Origin of the sequence: Alcanivorax sp. MD8A, from assembly GCF_002888555.1 — a bacterium.
Taxonomy (GTDB): Bacteria; Pseudomonadota; Gammaproteobacteria; order Pseudomonadales; family Alcanivoracaceae; genus Alcanivorax.
On record NZ_AQOQ01000002.1, the window covers coordinates 150,793 to 169,871 of the forward strand.

Annotated in this window: 11 protein-coding genes; 9 read left to right on the forward strand and 2 right to left on the reverse strand. The window is 57.2% G+C overall.

All coding sequences use genetic code 11. The annotated features are described in order from the left end of the window. Positions 1-107: 107 nt before the first annotated feature. Positions 108-1,034, reverse strand: coding sequence for a fatty acid desaturase (locus A15D_RS01815; RefSeq protein WP_233191999.1), 927 nt, complete (start codon positions 1,032-1,034; stop codon positions 108-110). A gap of 100 nt (positions 1,035-1,134) precedes the next feature. On the opposite strand from A15D_RS01815, the gene A15D_RS01820 reads away from it, so the two are divergent. Beyond that, the gene (locus tag A15D_RS01820) at positions 1,135-2,145 is read left to right on the forward strand and encodes an AraC family transcriptional regulator (protein ID WP_102790516.1); all 1,011 of its coding nucleotides are present in this window, start codon (positions 1,135-1,137) and stop codon (positions 2,143-2,145) included. Positions 2,146-2,454: 309 nt separating this feature from the next. Here A15D_RS01820 and A15D_RS01825 read toward each other — a convergent pair whose 3' ends face one another. Next, positions 2,455-3,336, reverse strand: coding sequence for a YafY family protein (locus A15D_RS01825; RefSeq protein WP_102790517.1), 882 nt, complete (start codon positions 3,334-3,336; stop codon positions 2,455-2,457). A gap of 300 nt (positions 3,337-3,636) precedes the next feature. Between A15D_RS01825 and A15D_RS01830 the strand changes: the two genes are divergently transcribed. The 8 genes from A15D_RS01830 (at position 3,637) to A15D_RS01865 (ending at position 19,078) form a co-directional block, all read left to right on the forward strand. Beyond that, positions 3,637-3,819, forward strand: a complete 183-nt coding sequence (locus A15D_RS01830) for a hypothetical protein (RefSeq protein WP_199175726.1) — start codon at positions 3,637-3,639, stop codon at positions 3,817-3,819. Positions 3,820-3,831: 12 nt separating this feature from the next. After that, a complete protein-coding gene (locus A15D_RS01835; protein ID WP_102790518.1) occupies positions 3,832-4,275 on the forward strand; it encodes a hypothetical protein in 444 nt (147 codons plus the stop codon). Between the two features lie 220 nt (positions 4,276-4,495). Further along, positions 4,496-5,152, forward strand: a complete 657-nt coding sequence (locus A15D_RS01840) for a HEPN domain-containing protein (RefSeq protein ID WP_199175728.1) — start codon at positions 4,496-4,498, stop codon at positions 5,150-5,152. Between the two features lie 2 nt (positions 5,153-5,154). Then, the gene (locus A15D_RS01845; RefSeq protein WP_102790519.1) at positions 5,155-6,540 is read left to right on the forward strand and encodes a hypothetical protein; all 1,386 of its coding nucleotides are present in this window, start codon (positions 5,155-5,157) and stop codon (positions 6,538-6,540) included. Then, positions 6,534-9,368, forward strand: a complete 2,835-nt coding sequence (locus A15D_RS01850) for a DEAD/DEAH box helicase (RefSeq protein ID WP_199175730.1) — start codon at positions 6,534-6,536, stop codon at positions 9,366-9,368. Before A15D_RS01845 ends, A15D_RS01850 begins: the two co-directional genes overlap by 7 nt. Before the next feature lie 48 nt (positions 9,369-9,416). Beyond that, a complete protein-coding gene (locus A15D_RS01855) occupies positions 9,417-12,320 on the forward strand; it encodes a DEAD/DEAH box helicase (protein ID WP_102790520.1) in 2,904 nt (967 codons plus the stop codon). A gap of 27 nt (positions 12,321-12,347) precedes the next feature. Next, positions 12,348-17,444 (forward strand): class I SAM-dependent DNA methyltransferase, encoded by a 5,097-nt coding sequence (locus A15D_RS01860; RefSeq protein ID WP_102790521.1) that lies wholly within the window; start codon positions 12,348-12,350, stop codon positions 17,442-17,444. Next, the gene (locus A15D_RS01865; protein ID WP_102790522.1) at positions 17,444-19,078 is read left to right on the forward strand and encodes a S1 RNA-binding domain-containing protein; all 1,635 of its coding nucleotides are present in this window, start codon (positions 17,444-17,446) and stop codon (positions 19,076-19,078) included. Before A15D_RS01860 ends, A15D_RS01865 begins: the two co-directional genes overlap by 1 nt. Position 19,079 lies beyond the last annotated feature (1 nt).

The window sequence follows — 19,079 nt, forward strand, 5'->3', positions numbered from 1 at the left end:
CGGCGACGGTTATCTTGAGGGTTGTCAGATCCAAATGGCGGACCTGAGAGCGGATCACTCCGGAAGCGTTCCGGGGCGGATTATTGATTGCGCCGTCAAACGTGGTATCAGTCAGCGCCTTCAGGTTGGGCTGTCGCGGCCACCGGCTCACGCGAAAAAATGCCGATAATCGGGGTGCCCTGGGCCTGCAGAATGGGTTCGATATCCCGATGCAAAGCGTGGTACTGGTAAAACGGCACGCGCGGAAAAAGATGGTGAATCGAATGCAGATTCTGACCCAGCCAGAACCATTCCACCGGTTTCATCCAGCGCGGCATGATCAGGCTGTTGGTATTGCGGTAACGCTCGCTCACCTTGTACGGGTGGTGCGGGCGGTAGGCAAACCAGTAGGCAGTGAACAGCCCACCCGTGTAGTAGCCCAGCAGTAACACCGCGGCCGTGCCCGGCTGATCCACCATGGCCAGAAAGGCAATCCGCCACCCCAGCGACACGGCCAGCTCGCTGCAGTAAATCAGTTTCTCTTTCAGCGAGGCACTGCCCCAGCTGTGCTGTACAAAGAACGTATTCTGAATCCACTGAAAACGCAGCCCGGCGATGATCATCGCCAAAGGATTTTTCTGCATCCCGCTGACCACAAAATCCGGGTCCTTGTCCGGCTGATTGGTATAGCGGTGATGGGTAAAGTGCTCGATGCGATGCGAGGCATAAGGAATCGCGATGATGGGGGCCACCAAGTAGCCACACAGATCGTTGATCCACTTGCGGCTATCGTTCTGGCCATGGATATTGCCGTGGGCGGCTTCATGTAGCGGCGTATACGACATGTAGGTAAGCGCCGCCACCAGGAAGTAGGCCAGCCAGGGGCCAAGGGTGCCATTGGCAAACAGTAACAGCGTGGCAACAAAGGCCACCACCACGGCCAACGTGAGCGCAATTGTCGGCCACGCGGTTTTGCCCATATAGTGTTTGGCGCAGGCAATGGCCTGCTTGTTCAAGGTTGCCGGGTCCATGGTGCTGCCTCTGGTGGTTATCATGGTTCCAGACTAGGCCGGCACCCTCACAATCAGAATAGCCGCCGTGGCCAATCACCCTGCAGAAGTGGCCAGCGCTAACGGCGGATCAGCGGAACGGGCAATGCAACACAGCGACGACACCCTCCACCCGGTAGCCATCAGCCAGGTGATGCTCAACTTTGCCCAACGCCATGGCATCGACAGGCAGACCTGCCTGCTCGGCACCGGCATAGCCGATGACGCCCTTTCCAGCGGAGAAGGGTTGGTCACCCGCACCCAGGAAATGCGCCTGATCGAAAACCTGATGCTGGCCCTGCCAGACGACGGCGCCTGGGGCTTCGAATTGGGTCTGCAGTATCACCTGGCCACCTTCGGTGTGTGGGGCTTCGCCCTGCGCACCTGCAAGACCCTGCGTGAAGCGGCCATCCTGGGGGTGCGCTATCTTCCTCTCAGCACCGCCTACTGCCGCATCGAACTGGTGGAAGACGACGACACCTTTGGCATCACCTTCGACCCGGATCCCATCCCGCCGCACCTGCGCCAGTTTCTGCTCGAGCGGGACATGGCCACGGCCCTGAATCTGGTGCGGGAAATCACTCTGCAAGGCGTGGACTTTCGCGCCATCGACCTGGCCGGCCAGCCCGATGTGAGTGCCGAGGCCATTCAGGAAGAATGTGGCGTGAAACCCACCTTCGCCGCCCGCAGCAACCGCATCCTGGTGAACCGCTCCGGCGCCAGCCAGCCCTTCCCCGGTTACGACCCGGTGCTCACCCGCATGCTCGAACAGCAATGCCAGCAGCGCATGGACACCGTAGAAAACAGCGGCATTGCCGGCAAAGTGCGCCAGCAATTACTGGGCGAACTGGGCCTCGGCGCCACCCTCAACGACATGGCCAGCGCCCTGGCTCTGTCCTCACGCAGCCTGCGCCGTAAACTGGAACAGGAAGGCACCAGCTATCGCGATCTGGTAGAAGAAGAGCGCCGCCAACTGGCCCTGCAACTCCTCACCAGTACCACCATGAAAATCGAAGAAGTCGCCGCCCACCTGGCCTACACCGACGCCGGCGGCTTCGTCCGCGCCTTCCGCCGCTGGCAAGGCTGCTCCCCCAGCGAGTACCGGGAGAAGCACTAACCCCAAACCCGCATGGCTCCACCAACCGCCGCCAGGATGCCATACCATGACAACTTCTCGTGCTGTTACAGAAAGCCGCTCAGAGCCCAGGATTATCGAGTCGCTGTGGGAGTCAGCCTGCAGACGATTCTGGCTTAAGGGAAACCAGAGGCGTGCCTGTACGCGCCCCCCCCTCCCTCGTAGGAGCCAGCCTGCTGGCGAATTTTTCGCGATGCTGCTATCGCGAAGAGGGCAGCACAGACAGCCCTTCATGAATGCAGTCGAGCAGCAGACCAACAGAATGAATGGATGCGGCATACCCAGAAGCGATCACTTCCACAACCACTTCTTAACCACATCAAAATTCCCCAGCACCACCTGCTGCGCCTCCGGCCCACGATGTTCCTGATCATCCAGCCGCAGCAGCTGAACAATGTAATTCGCCATGGCGGCCCGGCAGGGTATCGACAATACTCCTCGTGTCATGCCGTAATCCCGGGCAATCACCTTCTGCTGTGCATCAGAAAGGCGCCGATCGGGCACCACCTTCAAGGTCAGTGATTTCTGCCAGGCTTTATCCTTCTCCGCGCCTTGCTCGCCGGGCAGAGTGATCTCCGGCTTGTCCATAATCCGACTCAGCACAAAGTCCCGGTAATCACTGTTCTTTTCACACCAGGCTCGTACATGCCAGCGCATGCCGTTATGTACCACGGTATGAGGCTGAATTACCCTGTATTCCGGCTCGGGATTGTTCAGGGAGGTGTATTCAATCTCCACCCGCAATCCTTCCCGGCACGCCTGCAGGATGGGCCGTAACACCGCTGGGCGAAGATCCCGTGAGGGTGGCAGCAATACCTCGGTATTCAGCTCGCGTACGTCCAGTGCTTCGAAGGCGCAGCTCAGATCTTCCCGGGCATGCATCATCTGCAGATACTCATCCGCCTGACCGCGAGTGAATACCGGCTTGAAACCGGTGGCTGGCTTATAGCCTTTGAGTGACAGGTCATACTCCAGATTGCCTGGCGCATACTCATTCAGATAGAGATTAATGTCCTTGCTGGCCTGCTGGCGCCCAATGCCGAAGGCGCGCACCAGATGATTGGTCGTCAGTCGTCCTTCCCACAGGGCAATCACCTCGATCAACCGGTACCGCAATAACAAATCCCAGCGTAGCGGCCAATCCGCCGCATTCTTCCCTGCTGTACGCGCCATGTTGTGCTCCAAAAAGCGACACATGCCGAAAGGCGACATGTTCATGTAGTCAGTATTGGCATGACGATAGTAAATGCATAATGTGGGGCTGTCATCAAGGGTTTGATGAGGCCGCAGCAGGGATGCTGCATATTCAGGCAAAACAGGGAGTCACAAGTTATGGTGAGTTGTTCTCGGTGCGGGAAGACAGGCGGTAAAGAACAGGGCTCAGGTAAGGGGCTCAGTCTGGTCACAATCCCCCATGAAGCAGGGCAGGGGAGTGGCCGTGTTTTGGTGTATTGCCAGGAATGCTGGACCGAAATGGCCGAGTGCATCGCCGAAGTGATACCGCTGGAGATGGTCAGCCCCGGCGTCCTGCTGGATCTCTATCGCACCGGCAAAACCGTCTCGGATCCGTTCACTGCCTGCCAGTTGGTGTTTGGCCATGCGAAGCCTGAGTTGGTGCGAGAGGCGCAGGCGTTAATCAATTCTCACTGCGGCTAGCTGGAGGCGACAGTGAAAGATCTGAACTCTTATCTCCCCCTGGTCGTCCTGTGGGCCAAAAAGCACCACGACCTGATCCAGGAGCAGGGCGCCGAGCTCAACGAAGAAGGTATGGAAATGGCCAGAAGCGTGGGCGTGGCAGAGCCCGAACGCATTCGCATCATGCTGGTAGACGAGATTCCCTTCCAGGAAGATCCGGTGGTCTACAGCCTGGCAAAGAGCGTCGGCATGCTCAGCGGCCAGGTCACGGGCATCACTTTTGGCCACTCTATCTACATCGTCAAAGGCTGCCAGTCCGCCCGGCTCTACAGTCACGAATTCCGCCACGTACACCAATACGAAGTGCTCGGCTCCATTGGCTCTTTCATGGATGTGTACCTCGAACAGGTTATGACATTCGGCTACCACCAAGCGTCCCTGGAAAAGGACGCCCGCCAGTTCGAGACAGGGCTCTGACAGGTAGGAGCACCTCTCGAGGTGCGAACCACTCACCCGCAGGAGCCCGCCTGCGGGCGATCCTCAAACCTGACGGACCCGCTCATGAAAAAGTACCAAAGGGCACTAGACCTCACACCCAAATGTGATACTGTCCACAAAAATAATGAACACGCTTCACTGTGGGCCAGGAAGGCTCGAATGCCATCATTTTGATGTCATTCAGGGGAAAGGAAGAATCATGGGGATCGACTACAACACGCTCAAGAACCGTCAGCGTCAGGAACGGGATAACTACCCCGACAACCTGGGCCTGCGCGTGCACCGCGCCCTTAGCTGGCTCAACCGCGCCGAACAGGAAGCCGACCCGGACAGCCGCTTCATCTTCCTGTGGATCGCTTTCAACGCCGCCTACGCCACAGAAATCGACGACCGCGAAGGCCTCAGTGAACAGGGCGCATTTAACGCCTTCCTCGGCAAGCTCAATGACCTCGACACCAGCAAGCGCCTGAGTCAGCTGGTCTGGACAGCCTATTCCGGCGCCATCCGCGTGTTGCTGGATAACCCCTATGTCTTTCCTTCCTTCTGGGATTACCAGAAAGGCAACAAGACAGAAGCCCAGTGGCAGCAAAGCTTTGACGCCGCCAAAAAGGCAGCCAACCACGCCCTCGCCAGGCAAGACACCACACGAGTACTGGCCATCGTCCTGACCCGCATCTACACCCTGCGTAACCAGCTGGTCCACGGCGGCGCCACCTGGAACAGCAGCGTCAACCGCGACCAGATCCGCGACTGCGTAAACCTCATGGGTGAACTGGTGCCGGCAGTAATCGAAATCATGATGGATAGCCCGACAACCCTGTGGGGAGAGGCTAGCTATCCGGTGGTGCGGAGTTAGTAATGGAAGTATTGCTGCGTGCCCAAACCCTGTTCAGGGGGGGCAGCCTTGAACAGGCGGTAGAGTTGCTGGAAGCCCATATGGCTAGCCAACCCCAGGATATGAGGGTCGCAGCAGCCCTTGGCCGTATTTACCGAGGCATTAAACAACCAGAAAAAGCGGCCTACTGGCTGCGTTATTCCTTGGAAAACCACGATGCTTCCCCGGGTTTTGACGAAGAGGATGCGGCTTATCTGGTGGGGGCCGCTGAAGAAGAGCCTGCTCTGGAGCTGGATTACGAGTATGGCGTCCCGTCCATTCAGTCACGAGCTGCCAATGATGATGACTCCCTGCAGCAAGTGGCGAGCTCACAAGCCGTTATTAGCGAATTCAAGGAAGAGCCAGAGACTGCTGACGGTCTGCAAGACATCCAGCCTTATATTGAAAGTGAGTTGCCAGAAGAGGCATTGATCGAGCCTGAAGGGGCTGCAGAGGAAAGCGAAGCGTTCAAAGCAGAAGAAGGTGGGCAGCCAGCTGAGCACCTCATCAAGAATAGTGAGGATGATGAGGTGCTGAACGCGGCCGATGAGCTGGCTGACATCCCTGATTTTGAAGCTGAAGAGCCCGCTGACATTGCAGTTGTGGATGACCTGGAAGATGAAGAGGCCATCACACTGGCGGACGATGAGGAGTTTGGCGAGGGCATCGTCGATCTGTTTGAAGAGGCGGACGAAGAAGGTGATGACGACCTCGAAAGTTTCTATATCGAATTGGACCCGGAAGATCTGGGCCAGGATGATGAGCCTGAAGAGCTCCCCGAGCGCCTGACGCACAGGGAAAAAGCGGAAGGCATCGCAGCAGGGCTTGCCGTTGAAGGTGAGTGGCTGAAGAAAGATATGGGAATCCTGGTGGATGTGCTTGCGCATCACCGTAGCCACGGCAAGACCCAGTCTGCCTTGCGGGAACTGCTGGTCAAAAAACAGGTAACTCCTGCAGAGCTGCACGTACTGCATGAGCTGAGAAAAATATGGGGTTCCGGAGGGTATAACCGAACCTACCGGAAGCAGGAAGCGGAAGATGGCTGGCCCAATATATCCTGGCGCCTGGCGCTGGATCTCACCAGAGCACTCAAGGCGGACGATGCTGTCGAGGTGCTGCTATTTGTTGAAGACTGCTTCCAGGACTGGAATGCATCTGCGGACAAGATCTCTGCATTTCCGATCTTTTCGTATTACCTGCAGCATATTCTTGACCATATGGAACAAATGGCCCTGTGCTGTGGACAGCCGCCGCCGGCCTATATCGAGTACGAATTTTTTGAGCAAGACGACGATGGATGGGAACAATGGCACAGGCCAGAGCCCTTTAATTTCAACATCTATCGAGAGTCAGAGGACAGTCAATGGTAATCCCGATAGTGGAAGGAGCAATTGTCCGTCATAAGGATAGTCAGGATGTCAGGGACATTGGTGTCGTCAAGAAAGTGTCTGCAGACGTGCCGGCAAGAGTCAAGGTGTTCTGGGTGCAGCGAAAGGCGGATGTCATGCATCCTGAGGGCGATCTTGTCTCGGGTTTCATGCGTGGGGCAGAGGTCGAGCACCGGCCTGTGAGGGCGACCCAGGATTCACTTGGCGCAGGCGCTGTTTGTACGACCCGAGAGGTCGCCGGACATACCCAGCTGCTGGTCGAATTCCAGGAAAACAACCTTCGAGTCTGGCTGCCTTGGCAGCGGCTACGGCAAGTTCGTGGGCCCTTGCATGGTTTTACCTTGGGGAAGTTCAACGTAACCGGTGATGAAGAGCGCCAGCGTCTCCGCCTGCTCTCCTGGGCCATCCAGCTATGGAACGAAAATACCGGAGCATTGGCGACGTTCGATGTGGATCCGCTGCCGCACCAGATTCATCTTGTTCAGAGCATCATGGCTTCTGGTCACTACAATTGGTTGATCGCAGATGATGTGGGGCTAGGCAAAACCATTGAGGTAGGACTTCTGCTTCATGCTGCTATGGCAAAGGGGCATGCAAGGCGAGTACTAATTATTACCCCGGCTGGACTTACAAGGCAGTGGAAAGAAGAACTCTATGGGAAATTTGGGTTTGAGGGATTCAGGATCTATGGCGATGACTTCCAGATTCACGACCCCCGGGACTGGAAAAAGGAAGATCACGTTATCGGGTCCATGGATCGTCTCAAGCAAGATGAGCATCTAAACAAGCTTCTTCAAGCTGATACATGGGATTTGGTCATCGTTGATGAGGCGCACCGGCTCAGCCGGAGAGAGTATGGTAACAAGCTCGATGCAAGTCAGCGTTACGGCATGCTCCAGAAACTGCGGCATAACTCCAAAACACAAAATGTTTTGCTGCTAACGGCGACTCCTCATCAAGGCAAGCAGGACAGCTTTGGAGCCTTGCTGGAACTTCTGGCTCCGGAAAGAAAAAGCGAAATCCGCACCCTGAAGATTAACCCCGAAATTATCGGCGACATGATCATCCGCAATTACAAGGCGGATGTAACTGATATGGACGGCAATTTCCTGTTTCATGGGAAAACCGTACGCCAGATTGATGTTCCGCTCTCGGAAGATGCCGTGGAGTTTGATAAAGAACTTCGGGCTTATCTTCGCAAAGGGTATGCAGCGCAGGAGAAGAGTGTAAAGAACACAGGCCGAGCCATCGGCTTTGTAATGACGGTCTATCGCAAGCTGGCCGCCTCCAGCGTGGCGGCTATTCATGCCGCACTGGTGAGACGGCTTGAACGCCTTAAGGGTGAAGAGGCGAGTATGGATCGCCCCTATGATGACGAGCGTTATCAGGGGGAGCAGGAAGAAGCGGCTACCCGTAAGACGGAGGCGTCGCCTTTCTTTCCAGGGGAGGAGAAAATCCTTGCAGAGCTGATCGAGAAAGCCGCAGACCTGGAAGCCAATGACGCCAAGCGCCACGCCTTTATGAATGGCCTGGTGGAAACCGTTATCAAGGAAAACCCCCGGGAAAAAATCCTCGTTTTCACCGAGTATCGGAGTACCCAACAATGGGTCAAAGCGGCACTGGATGATCGCTTTGGTCCCGGTAGCTGTGTTCTTATCCATGGTGGCATGGACATGCAAGAGCGGCGGGAAGCTATTGCCACCTTTGAAGAAGAGGACGGTGCCCAGTTCCTCGTGTCCACTGAGGCGGGCGGCGAAGGCATCAACCTTCAGCATCGTTGCCACATCATGGTGAACTACGATCTGCCCTGGAACCCCATGCGGCTGGTTCAGCGTGTAGGGCGGCTTTATCGCTATGGCCAAAAGAAGCGGGTCGTGGTCTTCAATGTCCATCAGTCCGACAGTGCGGACGAGCAGGTGCTCAGTATTCTCTATGACCGCCTGGAAGCCGTGGCCCAGGACATGGCAAGTGTCCAGAAGCATGAATTTAACGATGCTATCAAAGAAGACGTCCTGGGTGAGCTGGCAGATCTGGTCGACATTGAAGAAGTATTGGCACAAGCCGCCAGTGACAAGATGGAGCGAACCAGTGAGCGCATTAACGAAGCGCTGGATCGCGCAAAAAATGCCGCTGCAGAACAGCATGATTTGTTCAGGTATGCGGTGAATCTGGACAGCAAAGAGGTCTCGGGAGAGTTGGTCATCACCCTGGATCACCTGCAGGCCTTCATAGAGGGCATGGCAAGTATTGCCGGATTTGAGATTCTGGAAAAAACCCACAACGGACTCATTTGGCAGATCAGGCTCAGCGAAGCGGCCATGCAATCCATGGGCGTTTCACGCAGCCGCTTCGGGCTGACCTTTGATCGAACGCTGGCTGCCAAAAAGCCAGATCTGTTACCCATGAACATGGACAACTGGCTTTTCAAAAACCTCATCAAGCAGGCGCGCAAGTATGATTTTGGCGGCACTTCAGTAATGGGCGCCGGCTACCAGTCCGAATCCATCATTGTTGCCGTGGCCCGCTGGCAGAATGATCGTGGTCGGCGCGCCCGTCAGGAGCTGGCCATGGTGGCACTGGATAACGGCGCAGCTACCCTCAATCCGCCCTGGATCAGCCAGTGGCTGATGCAGCCATGCTCACCGTCACAGCCGGTCGACACAGACAAGGAGCAGCGAAAGGCAGCCCTCAAGCTGGCCAACGCCTGCGTCGAAAAATACCTTGCTGAGCAATGCTCTCAGACCCTGCTGCCAGACCAGATTCAATGGATAACGGCGGGCTGGAAGGGTAAGCCGCAAGGGGCGAAGTAAGAAGATGAAAAAGCAGAATTTGCATGCGATAGCACAGGACAACAACCCATGAGCAGTACCCTCTACGCCCCCGGCGCTCGCGTCGTCATTCGCGATTGCGAGTGGATCGTTCGCCGCGCGGATCCCAGCGACGATGGCGGCTATATCCTCACCGTGGATGGCCTGTCCGAGCTGGTTAACGGCAAGAGTGCGCGTTTTCTCAGCCGGCTGGAGGAAGAAGCCGAGGCGATTCAGGTGCTGGACCCGGCGGAAACCCGTTTCGAGCAGGACATGAGCCCCGGCTTTGAAAAAAGCCGCCTGTTCATCGAGGCCCAGCTGCGTCAGATCACCCCGGCGGATCAGCGCATCCATTTGGGCCACAAGGCCGCCATGGACCCGGTGCCCTATCAGCTTGATCCCGCCCTCCAGGCACTGAACCAGCCCCGCCAGCGTATCCTCATTGCCGATGCCGTGGGTCTGGGGAAAACCCTGGAAGCCGGCATCCTGATGACCGAACTCATGCGCCGTGGCCGGGGCAAGCGTATCCTCGTGCTCACCCTCAAAAGCATGATGACCCAGTTCCAGAAGGAAATGTGGAACCGCTTTACCATCCCGCTCACCCGCCTGGATTCACAGGGCCTGCAGCGGGTGCGCAACAACATCCCCGGCAACCACAACCCCTTCTACTATTACGACAAGTCGATCATCTCCATCGACACCCTCAAGCAGGACAACGAATACCGCCGCCATCTGGAGCAGGCCTACTGGGACATCATCGTCATTGATGAATGCCACAACGTGGCAGAGCGGGGCAGCAGCTCCCAGCGCGCCCGCCTGGCACAGTTGCTGGCGGGCCGTTCAGACACGCTCATCATGCTCTCGGCCACCCCCCATGACGGCAAGGCAAAATCCTTCGCCAGCCTGATGAACATGCTCGACCCCACCGCCATCAGCGATCCGGACGACTACGCCCGCGAAGACTTCAGCGACAAGGGGCTGGTGATTCGCCGCTTCAAGAAAGACATCCGCGATCAGGTGCAGCAGGAATTCAAGGAGCGTGTGGTCAAGGACATCCACATGAACGCCTCCCCGGAAGAGGAAGCCGCCTACCAGGCCCTGCTGGATGTGCCCTTTACCTACCGGGGCGAACACAGCCAGACCAAGAACGGCCAGCTGGTCCGCATCGGCCTGCAGAAAGCCATCTTCAGCTCCCCGGCAGCGGCGGACATTTCCGTGCAGCAGCGCATCGCCAAACTGCAGAAAAAAGCCCTGGTCAGCGAAGACGAACAGCACGAAATCCAAAGTCTGAAATCCCTGCTGCTGGCCCTGCGCAATGTCACCCCGGCAGCCTTCAGCAAATACCAGTCCCTGGTCAAGCTGCTGAAGAGCAAAGACTACGGCTGGAAGAAAACCGACAGCGAAGATCGCCTGGTCATCTTCAGTGAGCGCATCGAAACACTCAAATGGCTGAACGACCAGCTGGCCGGTGACATGAAGCTCAAGGCGGATTCGGTACAGATCCTCCACGGCGGCATGAGCGACGTGGAGCAGCAGAGCATCGTGGAAGAATTCGGCAAACCCGAATCGAAACTGCGCGTGCTGCTCTGTTCCGATGTGGCCTCGGAAGGTATCAACCTGCACTACCTGTCTCACCGCCTGGTCCACTTCGATCTGCCCTGGTCCCTCATGGTGTTCCAGCAGCGTAACGGCCGGGTAGACCGCTATGGTCAGGAGCAGACCCCGATCATCACCTACCTGATCAACCAGAGCGACAATCCCACCGTCAAAGGGGATCTGCGTATTCTGGAAATCCTCAAGGAAAAGGACGAACAGGCCTACAAGAACATCGGCGACCCGGCTACCTTCATGAAGGTCCACGACAGTGAGCAGGAAGAAAGGCTCACCGAAGAGGCCATGGCCGAAGGCATGAACGCGGACGACTTCGATCAGCACTACCAGCCGGAAGACAGCAACGAAGGGGATGATCTACTGTCCCTGTTCCTCAATCCGGAAGCCAGCCAGCCGAAAACCCCGGAGCAGGCAGAACAGCACACCGTCGAAGACTTCAGCCTCTTCCCCAACGATTACGAATTCGCCCGTCAGGCCCTGGAAGCCATCAACCGCGAGCGCAACCAGGTCAGCGTCAGCGTCAACAACGAACGCCAGACCCTCACCCTCACGCCCCCGGATGATCTCGACTACCGTTTCCGCTTCCTGCCCCCGGAAATCAGCCCGGACAACGGCACCCTGGTGCTCACCGCCGACAAGCCCCGTTTCGAGCAGGAAATCCGCCGCAGCCGCCAGGACGAAAATGCCTGGCCCAAGCTTCACTACCTGTGGCCCCAGCACCCGGCCATCCAGTGGCTGCAGGACAAACTGCTCGCCCAGGTGGCGCGCCACAGCGCCCCGGTGCTGGCCCTGCCCGATACCGAAGCGGTCAAACAGCAGCTCCAGCCGGAGGAAAGCGTCTTCCTGGTCAGCGGACTGATCCCCAACCGCAAGGCCCACCCTGTCATCTGGGAATGGTTCGCCATTCGTTGCCAGGGGGGCGCAGTCACAGAAGTGCTGCCCGCCCGTGACTGGCTGCAGGCCCTGCAACTGGACAGCAAACTGCCCAACCGCGCCCAGCCGGTAAGCCTCGATGCACTGGAGTCCCTGCGTCAGCCGGTCATTCAGGCCGCCCGCAGCGAAATGCAACAACGCCAGCAGGCCTTTACCGACCACACCCAGCCGCAGCTGGATGAAAAGCTGGCCGAACTGGCTGCCCTCAAGGATCGCCAGCTCACCCAGCTGGAGCTGCAACTGCAGGGCTCGCAGCAGGCAGAGCACTTCAAGGCCGCCAGAAGGGAAGAGCGCACCAGCCGCATTGATCGCATCTTCAACGATTACCAGACCTGGGTCAGCGACACCCTCACCATCGAGCCGGTGCCCTACATCCAGATCATTGCCGCCTTTACCCGCGCCCACGGCTAACGAACAGGTTAAACAGGACAACGCCCCATGGCAGTACAAGACAGCGCCGCCACCTTTATCGGCCTCACCAACGACAACGAATTCTTCAGTGCCCACTACCTGGCCGAAGTGTTCCAGGGTGACTTTGCCGATACCATCAAGGCCTGGGACAGCGAAGAAGACGCCGCCCGCCAGGCCCAGCGGGAAAAAGCCGAAGCCGCAGGCAAAACCATCAACGAGGCCGCCGGCGGCTTTGCCTTCAGCAGCCCCCACCGGTCCCTGCGCAACCTGAACCAGGATTACTTTGCCCTGCGCCACAAGCTCAAGAGTGAGCGCACCGTCGAACAGCGCATCGCCCTGCAGCGGGAATTCTTTGAATCCTTGCTCACCGTACTCGGCATCCCCTACCAGCCGGAAAACCGCACCATTGCCGCCAACACGGAACTCCCCGTGCTGGCCGCCCTGGGCGATCAGCTCTGGGTGCTCGGTGCCCTGGATCAACACAACGAAGGCGAAGACCCGCTCTCCCTTACCCTGCACAAAAGCCAGTTCGTCGGCGCCGGCCCCCATCACGACAAACTCAAGGGCAGCGACTGGTACAGCATCCTCAACGAGGCCGTCTTCCGCCAGAATCCGCACCACGAAAACCCGCCCCGCTGGGTACTGCTCATCAGCGACCGTCAGGGCATCCTCATCGACCGCTACAAATGGTCCCAGAACCGCATGCTGCGCTTCGACTGGGAAGAAATCCTCGGCCGCCGCGACGACAAGACCATCAAGGCCACCGCCGTGCTGCTGCACCGCGACAGCCTGGCCCCCCGCGAAGGTCAGAGCCGCCTGGACAGCCTAGACGAAAACAGCCACAAGCACGCCTTCGCCGTCTCCGACGATCTGAAGTACGCCCTGCGCCAGGCCATCGAACTGCTCGGCAACGAAGCCGCCAGCCAGCTCATCGAACAGGCCCGCGACCGCAAGGAAGGCATCTACACCGGCAGCAACGCCCTCGATGCCGGCCAGCTGTCCCGGGAATGCCTGCGCTACATGTACCGCATCCTGTTCCTGTTCTACATCGAAGCCCGCCCGGAGCTGGGCTACCTGCCCGACGACGACACCTGGCGTCAGGGCTACAGCCTCGACAGCCTGCGCGACCTGGAAATGGTGCGCCTCACCAGCGAAGACAGCCAGCAGGGCCGCTACTTCCACGACAGCCTGCAACGCATGTTTGGCCTCATCTACAACGGCCACCAGATCAGCCGCCAGGCCGACCAGTACCACGAAAGCAGCGGCAACGCCTTCACCCTGCAGGGCCTGGACAGCCACCTGTTCGACCCGGCCAAAACGCCCCTGCTCAACAAGGTAGTGTTCAGCAACGACACCCTGCAAAAAGTGGTGCGCTCCATGTCGCTCACCCGCCCGCAGAAGGGAAAGAAAAGACGTGGCCGTGTCAGCTACACCCAGCTCGGCATCAACCAGCTCGGCGCCGTCTACGAAGCCCTGCTCAGCTATCGCGGCTTCTTCGCCACCGAAGACCTCTACGAAGTCGCTCCCAAGGGCAACAACATCAACCCGGACGAACTGGACACCGGCTACTTCGTCACCCGCGAACAACTGGACGAATTCGACGACCAGGAGAGGGTCTACGACAGGGACAGCGAAGGCCGCAAAAGCCTGCGCCTGCACCCCAAGGGCAAGTTCATCTACCGCATGGCCGGGCGCGACCGGGAAAAGTCCGCCAGTTACTACACCCCGGAAGTGCTCACCAAGAGCCTGGTGAAATACACCCTCAAGGAACGGCTGACAGACGACGTCACCGCTGACGACATCCTCAACCTCACCGTCTGCGAGCCGGCCATGGGCAGCGCCGCTTTCTTGAACGAAGCCGTCAACCAGCTCAGTGAAGCCTACCTTACCCGCAAACAGCAGGAGCTCGGCCAGCGCATCCCCCACGAGGATTACCAGCAGGAACTCCAGCGGGTAAAAATGCACATCGCCGACCACAACGTCTACGGTGTCGATCTCAACCCCATCGCCGTGGAGCTGGCCGAAGTCTCCCTCTGGCTCAATGCCCTCAGCGGCGGCCACACCGTGCCCTGGTTCGGCTACCAGCTGTTCACCGGCAACAGCCTCATCGGTGCCCGTCGCGAGGTCTACCCCACCATCGCCCTCAAGAAACAACCCAAAGAAGGCCTCTGGTACAACAACGCCCCAAGACGCCTCCCCCCGGAATCCCTTAATTCAGATGCTGCTGTAGGAGCTTGCTTGCAAGCGAACCCCGGCAATGCCGAAGGCGAGCCGAATAAACAAGACACCGGCCCAAGAAAAGAAAACGAAATCTACCACTTCCTCCTCCCCGACCCCGGCATGGTCGGCTACAACGACAAGGTCGCCAAACAACTGCGCCCGGACGCCTTCAAAACAATCAAAGCCTGGAAAAAGGACTTCTGCGCCCCCCTGGACGACAGCGAAATCCGCACCCTCCAGGGCCTCAGCGCGGCCGTAGACCGCCTCTGGCGCGAGCACACCCAGATGCTCACCCAGGACAGAAAACGCACCGAAGACAGTTACCCCCTCTGGGGCCAGGAACAGGTGCAGGCACACCACACCAGCACCCGCGAAAAAGACGACATCCGCACCACCGGCATCTTCAACACCCATGCCCGCATCGCGTCCCCCTATCGCCGTCTCAAGCTGGCCATGGATTACTGGTGCGCCCTCTGGTTCTGGCCCCTGGACAAGGTGGATGCACTGCCCGACCGCCAGAAATGGCTGTTCGACCTCAACACCATCCTCAACAGCGCCGGCACCTTCCAGTTCGCTGCCGAACAGGAAAGCCTGCTACCAGAGGGAGAAGACAATGCTGCCCCATCACAGCAGGAGGCGGGGCTGTTTGAAAAACCGGTAGAAGACCTTTTCGCATCGGAAGCCCCCCAGCAAACCCTGCGCGAAGAAACCCGCGCCGCCCAGGCCGTCAGCACCCCCCGGGGCGAACTCAACCTGGAAAAGCTGTTCAAAAATCCGGTCTTCACCACCCTGAAAATGGCTAACCAGCTGGGCGAACACTACCGCTTCTTCCACTGGGAGTTGGCCTTTGCGGACTTGTTTGCCACCCGCGGCGGCTTCGACATCACCCTGGGGAACCCGCCCTGGCGTAAGGTGGAATGGCAGGAAGGGGGCGTACTGGGTGATTACAACCCGGCGTTTGTGCTGCACAAGCTCAGTGCCAAGCAGTTGACCGATGAGCGAGAGGAAGCCTTTGAGCGCAGCCCCGAGCTGGAACTGGCCTGGTTTGCGGAGCTGGCGGAAGCGGAGGGCTCACAGGCATTTTTGAATGCCATGCAGAACTACCAGCAGCTCAAGGGTGTGCAGACCAATCTGTACAAATGCTTCTTGCCCCGGGCCTGGGCCAATGTCAACGAACAGGGTGTGAGTGGCTTCCTCCATCCGGAAGGCATTTACGACGATCCCAAGGGTGGGGAATTCCGGCGGGAGGTATATCGACGGTTGCGGGCACACTTCCAGTATGCAAATGAAGTTAAGCTGTTTGCCGAAGTGGATAACCACACACGCTATAGCCAGAACATTTATGGGCCGGTCGGAGAGGCTAAGTTCTTCAACATATCTAATCTGTTCGTGCCTCAGACGGTCGACTATTCATTCAGTCATGACGGGCAAGGGCCGGTCCCAGGCATCAAGGAAGAAGTCGAACTGCCGGACGGTCGGGTTAAAGTGAAATGGGGATTCGATGGCCACCGCGACCGTATTATCGAAGTTGGCCAGCACGAATTGGCACTGTTCGGCCAGCTCTACGACGAAGCGGGCACCGATGCGCTGGAAGCCCGCTTGCCGGCCCTACATGCCCGGCAGCTTACTAATGTACTGCGAAAATTCGCCGCCCAACCTCGACGGCTGGGGGATCTGAAAGGGCAGTATCTGTCACTGGAAATGTGGCACGAAACCAATGCCCAGAAGGACGACACCATCAAGCGGGAAACCCAGTTCCCGGAAACCCCGGAACAATGGATACTCTCCGGCCCCCATTTCTTCGTCGGCAGTCCGTTCTTCAAGAACCCCCGGCCTGGCTGTAAAAGCAACAAGGACTACGACAAGCTTGATTTAGAAACCCTGCCGGACGACTACCTGCCACGCACCAACTACGTCCCCGCCTGCGACCCCGTCACCTACCGCGACCGCACCCCGCGCGTGCCCTGGGTAGAAGAGGGTGAGCACCGGGAGCGATTGGTGACGGATTATTATCGGTTTGTCACCAAGTTTCAAATTGGTCAAGGCTCCGAGAGATCACTCCTGACGGCAATTTCTCAGGAGAAGGTTGCACATATCAATACGGTCGTCTCGGTTGTTTTTAAGAATGACAGTGATCTGCTTTCGATTCAGGCATGTTGCTCCAGTATGGTTTACGACTTCTTCGCAAAAACCTCTGGAATGCCGACCTTTTTGAGCCTGCGTCGTGCGCTATCATTTCCGGAATCAGTTTCGGAAGAGCTGGTTTTGCGCACCCTTTGCTTGTCTTCATTAACTACTGGTTATGCCGACCTCTGGCAATCCAACTGGCAAGACACCTTTCGCCAACAACGCTGGGCCACTCGCGAACCCATCGCCGCCCTGCCGCAAGACTTCTTCGCCAACCTCACCCCGGAATGGCAAAGAAACAACGCGCTGCGCACCGACTACGCCCGCCGTCAGGCACTGGTGGAGATCGACGTCCTGGTCGCCCAGGCCTTGGGCCTCACCCTGGAAGAACTGCTCACCATCTACCGGGTGCAGTTCCCGGTCATGCGCCAGTACGAAGCCGAAACCTTCTACGACCAGACCGGCCGCGTCGTCTTCACCCCAAGCAAGGGCCTGGTCGGCGTCGGCCTGCCCCGCAAGGCCAGCAACAAGGAACTCAAGGAAGGCACCCACTACGCCATCCACACCCCCGACCGCACCGAAACCGGCATCGCCCTGGGCTGGGAAGACATCCAGCACCTCACCGAAGGCACCGTCAGCAAAACCTACATGGATGACACCCTCCCCGGCGGCCCCACCGAACGCACCATCCAATACCACGCCCCCTTCTTCAAACCGGATCGGGAAGAGGATTACCGGGTGGCCTGGGGAATTTTTGAGGCAGCTTCTGGTGGCTGATGAATTATGGCGTGCCGGAAAAAACTGAAGCATCTGGCAGCTTTTTGACATTAATTAAGGAAATGAATGGCATGGGATGGCTGGACATACTCGGAGCACTTTTTGGGGAGTCAAGGGATTCCTCGACAACGCCAGTTAATGCGGGAAGTGGGCGTTCTCGTTCTCGATCTTCTTCTTCGCGAGGCGCGAAAGCTGGAAAAGTATATAAAGGAAAAGTGGCATTTGTAGGCGCCAAGTTCGCAAAACTTGAGGCTTCAGAGGTCGAAGCCATTGTGTTTCTGTCTGAAATGGCCGATCACTATATTGAAGACCCAGCGTCAATTCTGACAGAAGGTCAGGAATTAGAGTTTGTTTTATTGCGCGAGGACCATAAGGGCTGGAAAGCAAGTATACGAGCTGTAGCTGAAGCGAAGGCGCGTAAAGCGCTTGAAAAAATTGAAGAAGGGCAGGTTTTAAACGCCAAAGTAAAAGAGCTTCATAACCGTGGTGTTATCCTGGAAGCTAAAAAGTTTTCAATATGGGTTCCACTTTCAGAAATATCATGGCAATGGATCGACCATCCCGGGGATGAGGTGTCACTTGGGCAAATGGTTGAGGTAAAGATTTTACGCATTGAATGCCAAGGCGATTGGTTGAAGGATCACCGGGCACGCAATGCGCGAGCTGTGGCAAGCATCAGGGAATGTTCTCCAAGGCCTGAATCAGAAATAATCCCGGTTGCCTTTAGTGTAATGCCATTCATGCTTTGGGCGGCTGTTCGTGCACCAATAAACTGTGATCCAGTTTCGCTATATGTTCTGGAAGAACTTGTGAATGGACAATCGCTTGATGATGTTGTTCAGATTACAGGTCTTACTGAGTCGGCAATTGACGGGATTAAGGAGTGTTTGTCTACAGAGGGGCTGCTGCGTTCAGGTGAAGTCTCTAATTCGGGGCATGATCTCGTGGCGGCTATTGATTTGGCGCGTGAACTGCAGGAGGAGCCAGTTAAAGGACGATTCGCTAGTGCTGCGCCTTTGGAAAAAAGGCTTTTGGCTGTTGACAAAGGAGAAGGAAGGCGCAAATACCCAAGTGGCTGGGCCAGGCCTCCATTTGATCGACGAAGGGAGACTGTGTTTTCCAGGGCTGCGGACGATGAGCTACCTGAGGTAATGGTTGAGCGGTTGGTACCCGAGGAGCTACAGCCTCTGATCAGGAAGCTCAAGGAAAACAAAAGGATCAGTGTTTTCTTGCGGAAAGATGGAAAGAGGTCGTGGGAGCCTGTTTATATCGATGTGTCAAAAGATTGGTTCTTTGAGGGGTTGTGGCGACTATTCGACGTAGCCTTCGGAGCTCCTTATCGTCCTGCGCCAATGAGAGATTGCTGCTCTACATTCCTGATGATTCAGTGTGTTTATCGTGGTGAAAGTGATGCTACTCAAGAGAAGGTGTTGTATGAGCCAAATACGCGCACCTTATGGAAACTTAAATCTGATAGTTATGGTGGAAAGAAAAACAGGCTAAGAGTGCATAAGGTTAGTGGTAGAAAATTCCCGGAGACCTTGAATGTTGCGAAAGAAATGGGATCCAGTGATTCCATTGATTGTATCGTCCAGTTAGAGCCAGAATCCTGGTGCGTTGTCAGGGGAAATTAAA